Origin of the sequence: Streptococcus oralis (assembly GCF_023110435.1) — a bacterium.
GTDB lineage: Bacteria > Bacillota > Bacilli > Lactobacillales > Streptococcaceae > Streptococcus > Streptococcus oralis_CF.
This window is the reverse complement of the sequence record NZ_JALDWB010000003.1, coordinates 116,207-134,028: the sequence shown is the minus strand read 5'-3', so window position 1 is coordinate 134,028 and position 17,822 is coordinate 116,207. Positions and strand designations below refer to the sequence as shown.

The window sequence follows — 17,822 nt, the reverse complement described above, 5'->3', positions numbered from 1 at the left end:
TTGTTATATTAAAAGTTTCCAGTCATTTTAAGGGAGAAATGACCTTTTAAATTTTTTTATCTTAAAATGAAAGCGCTTTATGCGCAGGAGGTAAGGTGGCTTACAAATTATCAGAGAGTTTTTATCTTTAAATCAAGTTGTAACCAAGTCAGACTTGGGCTCGGGCAGTAGCTGACTGCCTTTCTAAAAACTAGGAGTATATTATGAATCGATACCTTTTTGAAAAAGGGCAAACGTTTAGTATTCGAAAGTTGACTGTAGGTGTGGCCTCTGTCATCGTGGGACTGGCATTTTTTGCTTCTGGATCCGTGCGTGCAGACGAAACGTCTCCTGCCACGACATCCAATTTAGATCAGCAAATTGAACATGTCGCAGATGTAGAAGAAGGCAAGACCGAACCAGTCAAAGAAGAAGGTCGTGTAGAAGCTGAAAAACAAGAAACACCTGCTACCGATACCAACAGTGCTGACTTGCTCCCTGAAGACATTCAGGACCGTGCCTATCCAGACACACCTGTCAAAGAACTCGACACAAAAACTATCGTTGACCAGAAAGCTAGTCCAAAAGTAGAAACTAAGAGCATTCTAAAGGACAAGGAAGAAGCTCCAAAAGAAGCTGAGAACGGAAACCGTGCCATCATTAACGGCGGTTTAGACCTCAAACACATCAACTACGAGGGACAACCCGCAACTGCTGCCACTATGGTCTACAGCATTTATAACGGTGGAGCTCAACGATACATCGTTTCTGGGTCTGGTATTTTTGTTGCGCCTAACGTTTTCTTGACAGTTGCTCATAACTTTTTAGATAAAGAAGGTCATATTCGTGGCGGAGATTCTGCGCGCTTCTATTACAATCTAGGATCCAACGCTCCCGTTAAGAATTCTCAGCCAAATTCAGGAAATACCACGCTCTTTCAAGAGAAAGATATCCACTTCTGGAACAAAGAAGAGTTTAGCAAGGGATATCAGAATGACTTGGCAGCGGTTGTGGCACCTGTCCCTATACAAATTGCAAGCCCAAATAAAGCAGCAACTTTTGTGCCACTCGCTGAGCATAAGACATACAAAGCAGGGGATCCTGTCAGCACGATTGGCTATCCAACTGACTCTAGTTCAAAAGAGCTCAAGCAACCTATCGTAGCTGGCCAACTCTATAAAGCTGACGGCAAGGTAAAATCCGTTGATCCTTATGATGACAAAGGAGCTACTGGCATCACTTATCAAACAACTTCTGTATCTGGTTTGTCTGGTGGTGGAATTATCAATGGTGATGGAAAAGTCATCGGTGTCCACCAACACGGAACTGTTGACAACGGTGTCCCTGAGAAAGACCGCTTTGGTGGTGGACTTGTCCTCTCTCCTGAACAACTCAAATGGGTTAAAGATATCATTGACAAATATGGTGTCAAGGGCTGGTATCAAGGTGATAATGGCAAACGTTATTACTTTACACCCGAAGGTGAAATGCTTAGAAATAAGACAGCTGTCATCGGAGAAAATCAGTACTCCTTTGATGAGAGCGGTGTCGCTACTCTAGTCAAGGGAATTGATTACGGACGTGTCGTTATCCAGCACGTGGACGAAGCAGGCAATACAGTCAAAGAAAACGATACTTTCTTAGACAAAACAGAAGTGGGAACTGGCTTTGACTATGATTTCAAGAAAGCAATCACTCCAACCGAATTCTACAAGCAAAATCTAGAAAAATACCAGATTGTTTCCATCGATGGGGTCGAGATTCAGAAGCAACTAAAAGACGAGTGGAACCACAATGTCGTTAGCAAAACAGCTCCTGGAACCCGTGTCATCAAGGTGGTTTATAAAGTCAACAAAGGCTCCTTCAAAGTTTACTACCGTCAAAAAGGAACCACTACTGAACTAGCGGAAGCGACAGTTGATAACAATGAAGGTCAAGAGTATGACGTTTCCTTTGTCAACACCTTCCATGCAAAAGACATCGCTGGCTACCGTCCAGTCAAGACTAGCCTGGAAGCAGCCATCCAGCATAAAGGTGTGAATGAGGTCGTCTTTGAATACGAGCCAATCGCTGATACATCCAATCCAACGACACCGACTCAACCAGTGGCTCATCCAGAAGATAAAGAAACCGAAATTGGCAATCATGGACCTCTTCCAAGCAAGGCCCAACTCGATTACCACAAGGAAGAATTGGCAGCCTTCATCCACTACGGAATGAACACTTACACCAATTCTGAATGGGGAAATGGAAAAGAAGACCCTCGATACTTCAATCCAACCAACTTGGATACAGACCAATGGATTCGCACCCTGAAGGAAACTGGCTTCAAACGAACCATTATGGTTGTTAAACACCACGACGGATTCGTTGCTTATCCATCTAAGTACACCAACCATACCGTAGCTGCCAGCCCATGGAAAGATGGAAAGGGTGACCTTCTCGAAGAAGTTTCCAAGTCTGCTAGCAAGTACGACATGAATATGGGTGTTTACTTGTCACCATGGGATGCCAACCATCCAAAATACCATGTCGCAACCGAAAAGGAATACAACCAATACTATCTCAACCAACTGAAAGAAATCCTTGGAAATCCGAAATACGGAAATAAAGGCAAATTCATCGAAGTTTGGATGGACGGTGCGCGTGGTAGCGGTGCCCAAAAAGTAACCTATACCTTTGATGAATGGTTCAAATACATCAAAGAAGCTGAAGGGGATATCGCCATCTTCTCTGCTCAACCGACAAGTGTTCGCTGGATCGGAAATGAACGAGGGATCGCAGGTGACCCTGTCTGGCATAAAGTCAAACGGGCCAACATCACAGACGATGTGAAAAATGAATACCTCAACCACGGTGACCCAGATGGTGATATGTACTCTGTAGGGGAAGCTGACGTTTCGATTCGTTCGGGCTGGTTCTATCATGACAACCAACAGCCGAAATCACTCAAAGAGCTGATGGATATCTACTTCAAGTCTGTTGGTCGTGGAACCCCACTCCTTCTCAACATTCCACCAAATAAAGAAGGAAAATTTGCAGATGCGGATGTGACTCGCTTGAAGGAGTTCAAGGCAACTCTAGACCAAATGTATGCGACTGACTTTGCCAAAGGTGCCACTGTAACAGCAAGTTCTACTCGTCAGAACCACCTCTACAAGGAAAGTCACCTGACAGACGGTAAAGATGATACTAGCTGGGCGCTCTCAAATAATGCCACAACTGGTAGCTTTACAGTCGATTTAGGGCAAAAGAGACGCTTTGACGTCGTTGAACTCAAGGAAGACATCGCCAAAGGTCAACGTATTTCTGGTTTCAAGATTGAAGTTGAAATCAACGGTCGCTGGGTGACTTACGGGGAAGGTTCAACTGTTGGTTACCGTCGCTTGGTTCAAGGCAAGCCTGTAGAGGCACAAAAAATCCGCGTAACCATCACTGGTGCTCAAGCAACTCCAATCTTGACCAACTTCTCAGTCTACAAGACACCAAGTAGCATTGAAAAGACAGATGGCTACCCTCTTGGACTTGAATACCACTCAAACACAACAGCGGATACAGCTGGAACAACTTGGTACAATGAATCTGAAGGTGTTCGTGGCACTTCTATGTGGACCAATCAAAAAGATGCCAAAGTAAGCTATACCTTCACAGGAACCAAGGCCTATGTCGTCTCTACAGTCGACCCAGGTCATGGAGAAATGTCAGTCTACGTTGATGGCCAAAAAGTTGCGGATGTGCAAACTAAGAACGCTAGCCGTAAACGTAGCCAAAAAGTATATGAAACAGACGATTTAGCACCTGGTCAACACACTATTACCCTTGTAAACAAAACAGGCGAACCGATTGCTACAGAAGGGATCTACACCCTAAACAATGATAGCAAAGGGATGTTTGAACTTGAGTCTACTAACTACGAAGTCGAAAAAGGAAAACCAGTCACTGTTAAAATTAAACGTGTTGGTGGAAGCAAGGGGGTTGCTACTGTTCGCTTCATCACAGAACCTGGAACTGGGGTTCACGGTAAAGTTTACCAAGATACAACTCAAGATGTGACCTTTAAAGATGGAGAAACAGAAAAGACTGTGACCATCCCAACGATTGACTTTACAGAACAAGCCGACTCTGTCTTTGACTTCAAAGCCAAGCTCACTTCTGTCACTGATGGTGCCTTGCTCGGTTTTGCTACCGATGCAACCATCCAAGTGATGAAAGCTGAATTGCTGATCAAGGATCAAACAAGTTATGATGACCAAGCTAGTCAGTTGGATTACAGTCCTGGCTGGCACCATGAAACCAATTCGGCAGACAAGTACCAAAAAACGGAGTCTTGGGCTTCCTTTGGTCGCTTAACTGATGAACAAAAGAAAAAGACAACTGTCACAGCCTACTTTTACGGTACTGGACTTGATATCAAGGGCTATGTTGATCCAAATCATGGTATCTACAAAGTCTTCCTAGATGGCAAAGAAGTTCCTTATCAAGATGGCATGGGAAATGCGTCGACTATTGATGGCAAGAAATACTTTAGCGGTCATGCTGCCCAACGCCAAGGCAATCAAACTCTGGTTAGCCTAAAAGGTCTTGAAGAGAACTTGCACGCAGTCACCCTTCAACTAGATCCTGATCGAAACGATTTGTCTCGAAACATCGGTATTCAGGTGGATCAATTCATCACTCGTGGTGAAGGAAGCGAACTCTACAGCAAAGAAGAGCTTCTCCAATCCATCACTAAATGGAAGGACGATTTGGCTAACTTTGACCCAACAGGATTGAAAAATATACCTGCTGCACGCCAAGCTTTCCAAGCAAATCTAGACAAATTGAGAAACCAACTCAGCGCTGGAACTGTAGATGCTCAGGATGTTATGTTGACAGTAAGTACTTTGCAAGATATCCTAAGCAAGGACGAAAACTACCAAAAACCTGGCGAAGAACCTAGTCCAGAACAGCCTGCTGAACCGAAACAGCCGGAAATCGAATACAATAAGGCCATGGCTAGCTTGACAGAAGCCATCGAGAAAAAAGTCGGTGAGCTTGGTTCTAACAATGACGCTAAGAAGAAATTAATTGAACTTGCAAACCAAGCAATTACTGCAATTCAAGAAGCCAAGACTCAAGAAGAAGTTAATAAAGCGCTAGAATCCGCTCTTGAACAAATTAGCAAGCTTGAAGCAGCTAAGCCTGAGAGACCAGCTGAGCCTAAGAAACCGGCTGAACCGGAAAAACCGGCTGAACCTGAGAAACCAGCTGAACCGGAGAAGCCAGCTGAACCTGAGAAACCAGCTGAGCCTGAAAAACCAGCGCAACCTGAAAAGCCAGCTGAACCTGAGAAACCAGCTCAACCGGAAAAACCGGCTGAACCGAAAAAACCGGCTGAACCTGAGAAACCAGCCGAGCCTGAGAAACCAGTTCAACCAGAAAAACCGGCTGAACCGGAGAAACCAGCCGAGCCTGAGAAACCAGTTCAACCGGAAAAACCAGCTCAACCGGAAAAACCAGCTCAACCGGAAAAACCAGCTGAGCCTGAAAAACCGACTGAGCCTGAAAAACCAGCTCAACCGGAAAAACCAGCTGAACCGGAAAAACCAGCTGAACCGGAAAAACCAGCTGAGCCTGAAAAACCAGCTGAACCGGAGAAACCAGCTGAGCCTGAGAAACCAGCTGAGCCTGAGAAACCAGCTCAACCGGAAAAACCAGCCGAGCCTGAGAAACCAGTTCAACCGGAAAAACCAGCTCAACCGGAAAAACCAGCTCAACCGGAGAAACCAGCTGAGCCTGAAAAACCAGCTGAGCCTGAAAAACCAGCTCAACCGGAAAAACCAGCTCAACCGGAGAAACCAGCTGAGCCTGAGAAACCAGCTGAACCTGAGAAACCAGCTCAACCGGAAAAACCGATTACTTCTTCATCTCCTGAAGAAGGAGTTAAGAACCTTGTCTTTACACTTCCAAGTTTGGAAATTGTCAATAAGGTCGTACCGTTCAAGACTATCCATCGCGAAAATACCCTACTAGATAAAGGAAAAGAGCAAATCCTATCAGAAGGTAAAAACGGTCTGCTAGTCGAGTATGTTGAAGTGGACGGTGACAAGCGCAAAGTTCTCCAAACAGAATCGACTCCGGCTCAAGATCGAGTGATTGAGGTAGGTAGTAAACAAAGCTCAGTTGGAACAGAGGCACCACCAGTTGTGACTCTTCCTGAGTACGTTCTCCCAAGAGAGACTGAAAAACCTGCTCCAGTCGTAACAGACAATTTACCAGCAAAAGATGAAAAAGCTCCTGTTACAGCTACAATCAAAGAAGACAAGGAAAGACAACTCCCAGCGACTGGAGAACAAGAAGCGAATGCCTTCCTCTTCTTGGCAGCTATTACTTCTATCTTGTCTCTCCTCATCTTCCAAAAGAATTTCAAAGACTAATAACAATCTTTGATTGATTCTTTCCCATTATTTCAGTTCCCCCGTAGAGAAGACCATTTGGTCTTCTCTTTTTCTATCTCTAGAAAATAAAAAACATCCATAAATTTATATGGATATTCTGGTATACATCTATAAATAAGATAATCATTGAGGATAAGTGTTTTCAAATTCAACTACGATTTCAAGGAAATTGTCAGCAAAAACTATAAAGCTTTTTTCTTATATGACTATCTCTTGCGATGGAAGTCGCTCTTCTGCTCGTATCTTCAAAGCTAGTTGAGTTCAAGGGATAGTCCATCTGCAGTTTGTTTTCATGCATCTCTTTTCTAATCATCAATCTCCTCCTCCGACAGTTGAATTTCTAAAACATCTGCAACCTCTATCAGCCTATATTCCTCGTTTGTTCTAATAGATAAGGTTTTAGAGGACAACTCTTTCACTTCACCAATGATAGTGGTTTTCTGTTTCTTTTCCTTGACAACAAAACATCCCTTCAGTTGCCCAACATAAAGCTGAGAAAGCAAGGGTAGCTTCTCAACTGAATTCAAATTCGTCGAAAAATCAACACGATTTTTTTCTTCACCAAGCGAGCTGGTATGCTCTGAGAGGAAAAAGCCCATCCACTTCTGCATCCCTGGATCTTGATAGTCTCGCGCAGATTGAAAAGGTAAGTAAGAACGATCAATCATTGTATAATCCATCTAATCCTCCAGCAGAATGCCCACCAATCAGCTTGCTTCTGGCAAGACTCCTAGAGGCTTCTTCCAGTGCATTGGCCTTTAGGAGAGAAGTGAAACCAAATTGTTCCCGAATGGAGTCAATAGCCGTCTGGAGCCTTTCTTCTTTTTCTAACTTGTCAACATCATCAAAGAGGGAGATCAAACCAAAGGACTCGTCCACAAATCCTGAATAGTTGACTCCAACACTTCTGACCGCCCCAGAAGTGTATTTGTTATGAAATAACTTCAAAACATAATCCGTTAAGATAGCTGTATTATTGGTAGGTTCGACCTTCATTTGTGTGTGAATAGACGGCCTAACCTCCTGTTTAGAGAAACCAACATAGATAGAGACAAGGGTTGTTTTCTTTCCCGCCCTTCTCAATCTAATAGCCACCTGCTCTGCCATTTCTCGGAGAATAATTTCGATATCCCGTAACTTCACGTAGTCTCTCGGCAAGATTTGAGAATTTCCCAACCCCTGGAACTTGGCTTTATAGGGCCTATGAACATTACTTTCATCAATCCCGTTAGCATGAAACCACAAACGCAGGCCAGCCTGACCCAGAGCTTTCTTTAGCTGGTCTGGATTGCTGGTTGCCAATTCCTTGATGGAAAAAATCCCCAGAGCATGTAAGCGTTTCTCCATCCGCCTGCCAATCCCCCAAAAGTCCGTCATCTTGGGAATGGCCCAGACCTTCTCTTCCACATCCTGATAAGACCAATTGGCCCTCATAGTCGGGGTGTGTTTGGCCTCATTATCCAGTGCCAACTTGGCCAGTAAGGGATTGGCATTGGACATACCTACCGTAGAGTAGATCCCTGTCTGCCTCCAAATATCCCTCTGGATACGAGCAGAAAGCATATCCAGCTTGTCTTTGCGAGAGAGACTCTTGACTGGGATGAAATAGTTGAGCGAACTGGTCAGATCGATAAAGCCCTCATCGATAGAGTAGGGATAAATATCATCTGGGCTACCATAGTTTTGAAAGATTCGTTGGATTTCCATATTGACTGCGATGTACTCATCCATCCGAGGAGGGACAATCAAGGTAACTTGGGCCCAATCTTCAATATAGCGAACATAGTCTGAGTCAGTTGGCAAGCCTTGCTTTCGAGCATTGTAATAGGAAAATTTGCGCGTTTTGATATCAAAAGGCAGATCATAGGCCCGACCAACATTTGACTTGCCAAAAATCTTCTTAAACATGGGAGAGGAGGCTAGGATCAGGCCAGTAAAATTATCCGCGCGACTCATGACACAAAGTGAGGTCTTCAGCGGATGCAAGCCCCTTTTCACACACTCGACACTGGCATAAAAGGATTTCATATCGACAAAGGCAATATCACTTTTGGGCTCTCTGGAATAATCAAAGTAGCCCATGAGCTAGCCCTCCATTGGCACAAAATTCCCAACGATAATCCCCACAATTCGAGGATCTTCCTCATAGGAGATGAAAATATCCTTGTATTTGGGATTGATAGAGACCAGACGCAAGCCATCTTCCTCACGATAAACCCGTTTGATATAGGTCTGGTTGTTGCAAACCACTGCATAAACCGCCCCATCATAATCAAATCCGGTCTCTCGAATCAAAGCCACGGAACCATTTTGATATTTAGGTTCCATGGAGTCCCCAGCCACCCAGGAAGCAAAATCATGGGCTAGTTCCTCATTAAAGTAAACCGTATCAAAATTTCTGTCATCGTAGACCGAAGCCCCAATCCCTGCTGACATGCGTTCATAGACACGGTACTCGTAGAGACGCTCTGGCATAGCCGTAACCTTCTGAGCCTGTTCCTCTTGAGCCAAGTTGCGAGCATAAAGAATAACCTTTTCCTTCCCTTTGTTAGATAAGCTATTATAAAGACGGACAATCTCAATCTGGGTGAAATATCCTTTTGCTACTTTTAAAATCTTCTCCAGCTGAGCAACTTTCTCCTGGGACGGTTCCTTGATACCACGCTCCCAAGCTGAATAAGCCTGAAAGCTAATCCCAAGTTGGTCTGCAATCTCTTTTTGTGTCAGTTTTAGCTCTTTCCTCCGAGCCTTGAGTTTTTCTGGTTGGTACATGATTCACCTCCTAGTGTGATGCTTTAATGGACATTATCTCCCTTAGAAAGACTAATCGACGGTTGAGCTTACATTTTCAAAATTCAACCAATATGGTTTAGTTTTATTATATAAAAAAAGTGGACGGTTGTCTACTAGGAATATCATAAACATCATGAGTTTTAATCAAACTAAAAGGACTTAGCCCTGTACAATACAGAACTAAATCCTTTGAATAAATAATTGATCTAACTTTTAAAATTCGTACAGAAATTCCAGTTTTTCTCTATTTGATACCAGACATTAGTTTTTCAATAAGTAGAACGTAGAAGAGTAAGATAATACCGAATACAATCGTAATTCCTCCAACAATTCCATAGTAAGCCACTTCAGTTTCGCTTGTATAAAATTTTACAATTTGAGCATTGATAGCTTGGGCAGCTGCACTACTCAAGAACCAGATAGACATCATTTGTGCTTGGAAGGATTTTGGTGCTAGCTTATTAGTGACTGATAGACCAATAGGCGAAATCAGCATTTCACCCACAATCACAATAGCCCAACTCATAATCAACCAGAAAGGACTGACCTTAACATCTGTCCCAAAGAGCATCCCTGGTAACATCATCCACAAGAAGGATAAACCTGCTGCAAATAAACCGTAAGCAAATTTCTTAGAAGAGGACGGTTGCTTTTTACCCATTTTCCCCCACAACCATGCAAAAATCGGCACATAAATCATAATGAAAAGTGGATTGATACTTTGGAAAAAGCTAGATGGGAAATGAATCTGATTCCCAAATACATTAAAGTAAAGTCAAGTTTGATCATCCGCAAATAGAGCGAGAACAACAGACCCCTGCTCCTCAATAGACCAGAAGAGTGCTCCAGCGATAAATAAAGGAATGTAGGCAAATACTCGGGATCTCTCAGTAGCAGTTATTTTCTGACTAGATAAAATTTTGAAGAAATAGTATATTGGAATGATTACCGCAATCACTGTAAAGATATTAACAATCATATCCACGTTAAATTGGTGAGCAAAGACTAAACCTATAACCACAAGAATAACCATGACAAGTGTAATCAGCAAGCGTTTAATCAAGGTCTGCTGGTCCTTCTGTGAAAGTGTATCAGTGGGGTAAAGACTTGATTCAGGCAGATATTTCTTCCCATCTAAAACATACTTCACCAAACCAAAGAACATCCCAATGGTAGCTAATGAGAAACCTAGATGGAAATTGACTTCCTGACCTAGATAACCTACTAAATAAGGGGCAACGAAGGCACCTAAGTTAATACCAAAGACAAAGATACTAAAACCTGCATCCCGTCTATCATCCTCTTTCTCATAAATTCCCCCCAGCATATCTGAGATATTGGGTTTTAAAAATCCAGTTCCAAAGATAATCAAGGCAATAGAAAGATAGAGAGCCACTTGTCCAAAAGGTGTTGCCAAAGCAATATGCCCTAGCATAATCAGAATCCCACCGTAAAAGACAGTCTTACGGCTTCCTAAAATACGGTCACTGACAAAACCACCGATAACCGAGGACAAAAATACCAGTGAGCCATAAATCGCCATAATCGATGCAGCTGTGGTCTTATCCATCCCCAATCCACCATCTTGCACACTATAGTACATATAGTAAAGTAGGATAGCTCGCATCCCATAGTAAGAAAAGCGCTCCCACATCTCTGTGAAGAAGAGGGTGGACAAACCAATAGGATGTCCAAAAAATGTTTTCTGTTTTTCCATATATATTCTCCTTGAACGATATAACAATTCATTTTACAGAATTTTCAAACAAATCATGTTTGTTTTAGAAAATTTTCTGAAAAAATCACACGTCTCATACTTAATTCCATCATAAAAATCCATTGCAAAGTAACTTCCACTTCGGTCAGGCAAGCGGAAGTTACTTTGAGAAATCACCTTTAAAAATTTGCTCTTGTTTAGTTTAAAAATGTTTCAAACCTTGAAACATACTTATCTTATCCTCTCCTCTTCAATAAACAAAAAAATCCCTATGCCAAACTTGTAATTACTAAAATACAAGCCAATAAGCATAGAGATGTAAAACTGTTACACATTAAAAAATAAATAATTAGTAATTAAATAATAGAAATTGTGTACGAAATTTCTCAATTAGTTTTCATTAGTAAATATCATTTCCAACAAACGCCCTCTCAATTCCTTATCCTGATGATGCAAGATATTCATTAACTCATGAGAATTTTTCGCATTGATGAATTGATTTAACAATCTATCTTTTAATTCATATGGAAGAGAAGCCGTCTTTAGTAGTCTAAAAACTTCATCATTTAGAGATGTCGTTTTATTATCTTTACATTCAAATCTAGCTGTATCATTCTTATTTGGCAATTCAATCATAGACACATTCGTTCCTTTAAAATGAATTATATGCCTTCTATTACTTGGAACGATACTAGAATCTCCTTGTAATGCTAACTCTACCATTCCTATTTCCCAATCGATTGATAATCTTGTTTTATATCTTTGACCATTTTGATCTTCAATCATTTCAAAAGAATGTTGTTTGCCCGGGAATACATACCAATCTACAACTTCAGGTAAATCAACACCCATATCTATCTCAGAACCAACCAAGGGAATGATTGCACCACTTTTTGCGAACACAGGTATCGTCGAAATATCTCTATAAACACTCAACTTTACACCACCTGTATATTTTTTCTCTGAAAAGAAGTCATACCATTCACCTTCAGGGAACCATACATCTACTTTTGCAGATTGGAATACCAAATCCATCTTTTCTACAATGGGAGCCACCATCAGTTCTGTTCCAAAAAAGTATTGATTAGGAACATTATAGCTCTCATCATTCTCTGGGTAGAAATAATACATTGGGCTGATTAATGGGGCACCTTCCTCGTGTGTCTTTACATTCATAGTGTATAGATATGGAATCATCTGATGTCTCAAACAAAGGTATTTCTTCATAATCTTAGATGTTGTTTCTGAAAAAAACCAAGGTTCTTTACTATTAAAGGGACTTCTAGAACTATGTAATCGAGTAATCGGACTAAAAACACCAAACTGTAGCCATCTGGTTTGTAGCTCTTCGTCATAATCTCCAAGCATGTGCCCACCAATATCATGACTCCACCAACTATAACCAATATTAGATGCTGTCGCTGTAAAATAAGGTTGAAATCTTAAGGAATTCCAACTAATAATAGTATCTCCTGAAAAACCAACAGGGTAGCGATGACTGCCAGGACCTGCATATCTTGATAAAATCAAACCACCTTCTGCATTTTTACAACTATCCTGATAGTGATAATGGTTTAAAAGCCACAGTGGATCCAACATACCTTGAGTCCCTTGTTGCCAGTCAATCCACCAAAAATCTACTCCCTGCTTTTCTAGCTCATAATGAACATCTTTAAAGTAGGATTCTCTAAAAGATGGATTAAAAAAATCAAAAATAGCAGGTTCCTCTAATTCTACATTTAACCCTAATCGTTTTGCGACCCGAGGATAAGCTTCTTCATAAGCCCGTATACCATCAGCAGGATGGACATTTAAAGAGAGTTTTAACTTTCTATCATGAAGTTGTTGCAATAACTGTTCTGGATTTGGTATTAAGTTTCTATTCCAACTATATCCTGTCCAGCCACTTCCAAAACGGGCTGGAATTTCAGTTATATGCCAATCCATATCTAAAACACCGATAGATAATGGAATTTTCTCTGTTTCAAATCTGTCTATTAAATCCAAGTATTCATCCGACGTATAAGGCCAATATCTACTCCACCAATTGCCTAAAGCATATCTTGGCAACAAGGGTGTTGAACCAGTCAAATGGTAAAAGTCTCTGATTGCTCCTCTATAATCATGCCCATAGGCAAAGAAATACAGGTCAATTTGATTTTCTCTCTCAATATAACCAGACTGTTCATCCCAAATAAATCCTTGAGAATCATCCAGTAAGGCAATACCATTTCGGCTAATAATTCCATCTTCTAACGAGATTGCTCCATCTGCCTCATCCAGAGTCCGAGCTGTTCCTTTTAACGTTTCAATAGATTCACCAAAATACCAGCGACTACCATATACGGCAAAATTTCCTTTTAATTCTATAAATAAATTTTCGGCGTTAAATTCTCCTTTATTAAAGTGCAGATGAAAATAGTCCGTCATAATATCTAGTACGTTTGATGTCTCGATATAATCTAACGAAACTTGACCAAAATCTCTATTATAGATAAGTTGTGTAGTTCTATCCTCAAAACTTCCAGTTTGAGAGTATTCTAACCTTACTAACTTGTCTGTTAATACAGAGATTCGATAAAACTCTCCCTTAAAAATTTTCAATTTGTTTTCCTCCGCTTATTAAATCTCTTTACCTTATCAAACATTTTATTTGTTATCGTTACATTCATCAATCCGCAAAAAGCAAATCCCCCAAATGTAAATACGTAAATAGCTGTTAAAACTCGTTCTGGACTACTAAAACTCATATACAGTACAGAAATATTAAATAAAACCAACATGATAGCTTGTATTGGATTTAAAATACAAATTAATACGCTATTTACAATACTATTTTTTAGATTATCTTTAAATAGACCAATATAGGGAAAAACAACACTCATAAAAAGTATTATAACAAATAAAAAGGGCAACACTAACAATAAACTATACTCTGAAAGTAAACTTGAATAGCCCCAAAGACAATAGTTCACATATAAAAGTAATTCTATTAGGAGGATAAACAACCAAATAAAAGTTGATTGTTTAAAATTTTGTCTAAAGATCCGAAAATAATGATAAGCAATATCGGTATCTTTACCTTTTAAAATACGATACCACATTGTCGTAAGAGAAGTTAGTGATGCCCCAATTGTAACTATTGGAATACAACTAACAATAAATAGAGTATTTAAAATAATTAAATCTGTCAAAAAAGTTAAAATTCTAACCATTTTTCCATCTAATGAAAATAATTTTTGCATAATAGATATCTCCATAAAATCGATTGCCTTAACTCTATATTTTATAATGTCAGTTGTACAAAAATATTACCTAAATTATTTAAAAAACATTTCCAAATTTCTTTAAAAATTAGAATAAAGGAAGCGAGATAATCTGCTGTCATCAGTCTCGCTTCCTGTAATTAGCTAGTCTCTTGTTCATACAACCAAGAGTTCATATAAAATATTACTCTTTTATTTCTTTTTGGTAACGATTATATGCTTCCTGTTGAATCTTCATAAACTCGTCCAATCCCATATTCTTAAGAGTTTCTTTGTATGAGTCCCATTCTTTTTCTATGCCACCTTCAACTACCCATTTAGATGCTTGTTGTTTGACATAGGATTCAATACTAACATAGATTGATGATAATTTGTTAAGTTCTTCTTGTGAATAAATCACATTAGGGTAAGCTGGCAACGCAAATTGTTTCAAATCTTGGTCCATCTTCAATTTCAATCCATCACCTTGTGTTTGATCGATTTCTACGCGACTATTGATATCATCGCTTACGTATTTAGGACCAAAATCTCGAAGTGAATTAATCCATGCCCATTCATCGGCTGATTTACCATCTTTAGGAGGTAACACTTTAAACTTATCACCATTCTTTTCAGTAGCTATTCCAAATGATCCATAGAAATTCTGAATACTTGCTTCATCTGTATATAATTTATCCAACCATTTCAATAATTTAGCAGGGTTTTTGCTCTTATTTGTAATCAATATTTCATTTCGACCATAGGTGTAATGATCAGGATCAGAAAAGACATATTGTTTACCATCCATACCTTTTAAAGCAGGTAGAGCAATATACTCACTTGAATGTAAGCCAAACGTTGCATCTGCTGTCCAACCACTAGAAACACCTACTCTAGATACTCCCTTATCCATACGTTTTGCTACACTCATAGAGGTATCTTGTGTAAAGATTTCCGGATCAATCAAACCTTTTTTATAAGCTTCATGCATTGCTGCAATCCCTTGTTTATAACTTTCCTCTGTACGAAGGTAGACTGGTTTTCCATCTTTTACAGACATTTCATACGTATTATCTGCACCTAAACGATTATTGAACGGAAGAATATATGAGAATGTTGGATCAAAGTTTCCTGCTCCAAATGGAATTTCATCAGAAACATCTCCATTTCCATTCGCATCTTTATCCTTAAATTCTTGTAATACTTTTACTAAATCATCATAAGTTTCTGGAACCTTTAATCCTAAATTATCCAGCCACTTTTTATTAATAAATAGCTGATTAGCTACCGTAGGGCGCATCGGTAATTTTTTAGGCAGACTATATATATGACCATCTGGTGAAGTAATCATAGCTTTAATCTTAGGCTCTTTTTCCATAGCCTTAGTTAAATTGGGCATATTTTCTTTGATTAAATCTTCCAACGGGATAAATAGAGATTGGTTCTGAGCAATTTCTGAATCTGTAAATGCATTTGAACCCAAAAATGCATCTGGTAAATCTCCGCTAGCAACCAACACAGATTTCTTATCTGCCCAGTCTGCAGCTACAAGTGTGTCCCATTTAACATCGATACCTGATTCTTTGGCAGAATCAGTTAGAAAACCTTTATGATAATCTTCCCCCCAGTCAGACCAACGAACAGTTGTGATTTTATAAGAATCTTCTCCAGACTTATCGTCCTTATTCGCATTATTAGAATTTGCACAGGCTGTTAAGCCAGCAAGTGTAACTGTTCCTAAGAACAAATATGTAAATGATTTATTTTTCATGTTTTTCTCCTATTCTTTCAACGCGCCAATCATTACGCCTTGATTAAAATATTTTTGAACCAAGGGATATAGCAACATTATCGGAGCGGTTGAAATAACAATTGCTGCATATTTCATCATATCAGCTTTGATACGAAGATCTGATGCCACTTCTCCTGTTGCTTGCGATTGTAACATTTGATTACTAATTAGTAAACGTCGTAAAATTAATTGCAATGGCTGTAAATTTTCATTCGTTAAATACATTAAAGCATTAAACCATGAATTCCAAATACCAACTGCAGTCCAAAGTCCAATAACTGCTATAATAGCTTTTGATAACGGAACAACTATTTTAATAAAATAACGAATTGTACCACAGCCATCAATTTGCGCAGCCTCCCACATCCCGTCTGGAATACTATTATTAAAGAAAGTTCTAGCAACAATAATATTGTATGATGAAACTGCAAAAGGTATTACCATTACCCAAAATGTATCAATCAAGCCTACATTCTTTACTGTTAAGTAGGTAGGAATCAAGCCACCTGATACAAACATAGGGATTATGTATAGAATACTCATCCACTTTCTACCAACTAATTCTTTTCTAGATAAAGCATAACCAGCTGGAATATTGACTACTAAAGCAACTAAGGTCCCAACAACAGTATATAAAATTGTATTTAAATAGCTACGTAAAAATAAAGGTTGTTGAATAAGACGTAAATATCCATCTAATTTCCATTCTCTTGGAATAAACCATACCTTCCCGTTTGCAACATCTGAAGGATTACTAAAAGATGCAATCACTACAAACCATAACGGATAAACAATTAACAGGATAAGGAAAATTGCTAAACCATAGGCAACTATATCAAATAATAATTCAGAGTTTGTTTTTCTTGATTTATGAAACCATTTCACCTTGAGCACTCCTTCCTTTAAAAAAGACCCGTTCTAGTATATCTTTTCGAGAACCAGTTAACAGATAACAAAATTATTAGATTGACTACGGTGTTAAATAACCCTATAGCTGTCGAATAACTATACTGAAAGTTCACCATACCAACTTTATAAACATAGGTCGAAATTATCTCACTTCCTGCTAAATTAAGTGGATTCTGTAGTAGTAACACTTTCTCAAAACCTACACTTAATAAACTACCTGCTCTTAATATTAGTAAAATCATAGCAGTTGGCAAAAGTAATGGTAATTCTATATGCCTAATTTTTTGTAATCTAGAGGCACCATCCATAGTTGCAGCCTCATAATATGTAGGATCAATTGCAGAAAGCGCTGCTAGATAAATAATACTATCCCAACCAATATGTTGCCATACATCACTCCAAACATAAACACCTGCAAAATTACTAGGTTTTGATAAAAAATCTGGAATAGTAATTCCAACAGACTTAAATACATTCGCTAACAAACCACTAGTAGGAGATAAAAATAAGATAATCATCCCACACATAACCATTGTAGAGATAAAATGGGGTAAGTAAGTTGTCACTTGAAATATTTTTCTAAATTTCCCAACTCTTAACTGATTACTAATTATAGCTAGTATAATAGGCAAGGGAAATCCTACTACAATACTATAAAGTGAAATTTTTAATGTATTGAACATAGTTGTCCCGAATTGGAATGATGAGAAAAATTGAGTGAAGTACTTAAATCCTACCCACTGACTAGCAAATATACCATTGGCTGGTGAATAGTCTTGAAATGCAATAATAAGTCCCAACATGGGAATATAGGAAAATAAAATTAATAACAATATTGAGGGAAAAAGTAATATATATAATGGAATACTATGTTTTAATTTTATTTTATGAAGTTGAGATGCTACTTTCATTTTTTTCCTCCTATCTGATTTTCTACGATTATTTTACAC

The 17,822-nt window shown here is 39.2% G+C and carries 9 protein-coding genes and 1 pseudogene; 1 reads left to right on the top strand and 9 read right to left on the bottom strand.

The window, feature by feature from the left end; translation table 11 throughout:
• The first annotated feature begins 203 nt into the window (after window positions 1-203).
• Window positions 204-6,395, top strand: a complete 6,192-nt coding sequence (locus M1F97_RS05970) for an alpha-L-fucosidase (RefSeq protein ID WP_247944516.1) — start codon at window positions 204-206, stop codon at window positions 6,393-6,395.
• Between the two features lie 326 nt (window positions 6,396-6,721).
• On the opposite strand, the gene M1F97_RS05965 is transcribed toward M1F97_RS05970, so the two are convergent.
• The 9 genes and pseudogenes from M1F97_RS05965 to M1F97_RS05925 form a co-directional block, all read right to left on the bottom strand.
• Window positions 6,722-7,084 (bottom strand): hypothetical protein, encoded by a 363-nt coding sequence (locus M1F97_RS05965; protein WP_247944571.1) that lies wholly within the window; start codon window positions 7,082-7,084, stop codon window positions 6,722-6,724.
• Window positions 7,077-8,498: a Y-family DNA polymerase gene (locus M1F97_RS05960; RefSeq protein WP_247944515.1), complete on the bottom strand. Its 1,422-nt coding sequence runs from the start codon at window positions 8,496-8,498 to the stop codon at window positions 7,077-7,079. The genes M1F97_RS05965 and M1F97_RS05960 overlap by 8 nt, the downstream gene beginning before the upstream one ends.
• A 3-nt stretch (window positions 8,499-8,501) precedes the next feature.
• The gene (locus tag M1F97_RS05955; RefSeq protein WP_247944514.1) at window positions 8,502-9,188 is read right to left on the bottom strand and encodes a LexA family transcriptional regulator; all 687 of its coding nucleotides are present in this window, start codon (window positions 9,186-9,188) and stop codon (window positions 8,502-8,504) included.
• A gap of 265 nt (window positions 9,189-9,453) precedes the next feature.
• Window positions 9,454-10,863: pseudogene (locus M1F97_RS05950) on the bottom strand (peptide MFS transporter).
• A gap of 453 nt (window positions 10,864-11,316) precedes the next feature.
• Window positions 11,317-13,530, bottom strand: coding sequence for a glycoside hydrolase family 31 protein (locus tag M1F97_RS05945; RefSeq protein ID WP_247944513.1), 2,214 nt, complete (start codon window positions 13,528-13,530; stop codon window positions 11,317-11,319).
• Window positions 13,527-14,171 carry a YesL family protein gene (locus M1F97_RS05940; RefSeq protein ID WP_247944512.1) on the bottom strand — a complete coding sequence of 215 codons (645 nt, stop codon included), beginning with the start codon at window positions 14,169-14,171 and terminating at the stop codon, window positions 13,527-13,529. Before M1F97_RS05940 ends, M1F97_RS05945 begins: the two co-directional genes overlap by 4 nt.
• A 205-nt stretch (window positions 14,172-14,376) precedes the next feature.
• Window positions 14,377-15,942, bottom strand: coding sequence for an extracellular solute-binding protein (locus tag M1F97_RS05935; RefSeq protein WP_247944511.1), 1,566 nt, complete (start codon window positions 15,940-15,942; stop codon window positions 14,377-14,379).
• A 9-nt stretch (window positions 15,943-15,951) separates the two neighbouring features.
• A complete protein-coding gene (locus M1F97_RS05930) occupies window positions 15,952-16,848 on the bottom strand; it encodes a carbohydrate ABC transporter permease (RefSeq protein WP_247944510.1) in 897 nt (298 codons plus the stop codon).
• Between the two features lie 17 nt (window positions 16,849-16,865).
• Window positions 16,866-17,783 carry an ABC transporter permease gene (locus M1F97_RS05925; RefSeq protein WP_247944509.1) on the bottom strand — a complete coding sequence of 306 codons (918 nt, stop codon included), beginning with the start codon at window positions 17,781-17,783 and terminating at the stop codon, window positions 16,866-16,868.
• Window positions 17,784-17,822 lie beyond the last annotated feature (39 nt).

What these genes read in the sequence shown, in the direction of transcription:
- M1F97_RS05955 (WP_247944514.1), bottom strand. Translation starts at nt 9,188, where the DNA reads ATGTACCAACCAGAAAAACTCAAGGCTCGGAGGAAAGAGCTAAAACTG.
- M1F97_RS05940 (WP_247944512.1), bottom strand. Translation starts at nt 14,171, where the DNA reads ATGCAAAAATTATTTTCATTAGATGGAAAAATGGTTAGAATTTTAACT.
- M1F97_RS05960 (WP_247944515.1), bottom strand. Translation starts at nt 8,498, where the DNA reads ATGGGCTACTTTGATTATTCCAGAGAGCCCAAAAGTGATATTGCCTTT.
- M1F97_RS05925 (WP_247944509.1), bottom strand. Translation starts at nt 17,783, where the DNA reads ATGAAAGTAGCATCTCAACTTCATAAAATAAAATTAAAACATAGTATT.
- M1F97_RS05965 (WP_247944571.1), bottom strand. Translation starts at nt 7,084, where the DNA reads ATGATTGATCGTTCTTACTTACCTTTTCAATCTGCGCGAGACTATCAA.
- M1F97_RS05970 (WP_247944516.1), top strand. Translation starts at nt 204, where the DNA reads ATGAATCGATACCTTTTTGAAAAAGGGCAAACGTTTAGTATTCGAAAG.
- M1F97_RS05935 (WP_247944511.1), bottom strand. Translation starts at nt 15,942, where the DNA reads ATGAAAAATAAATCATTTACATATTTGTTCTTAGGAACAGTTACACTT.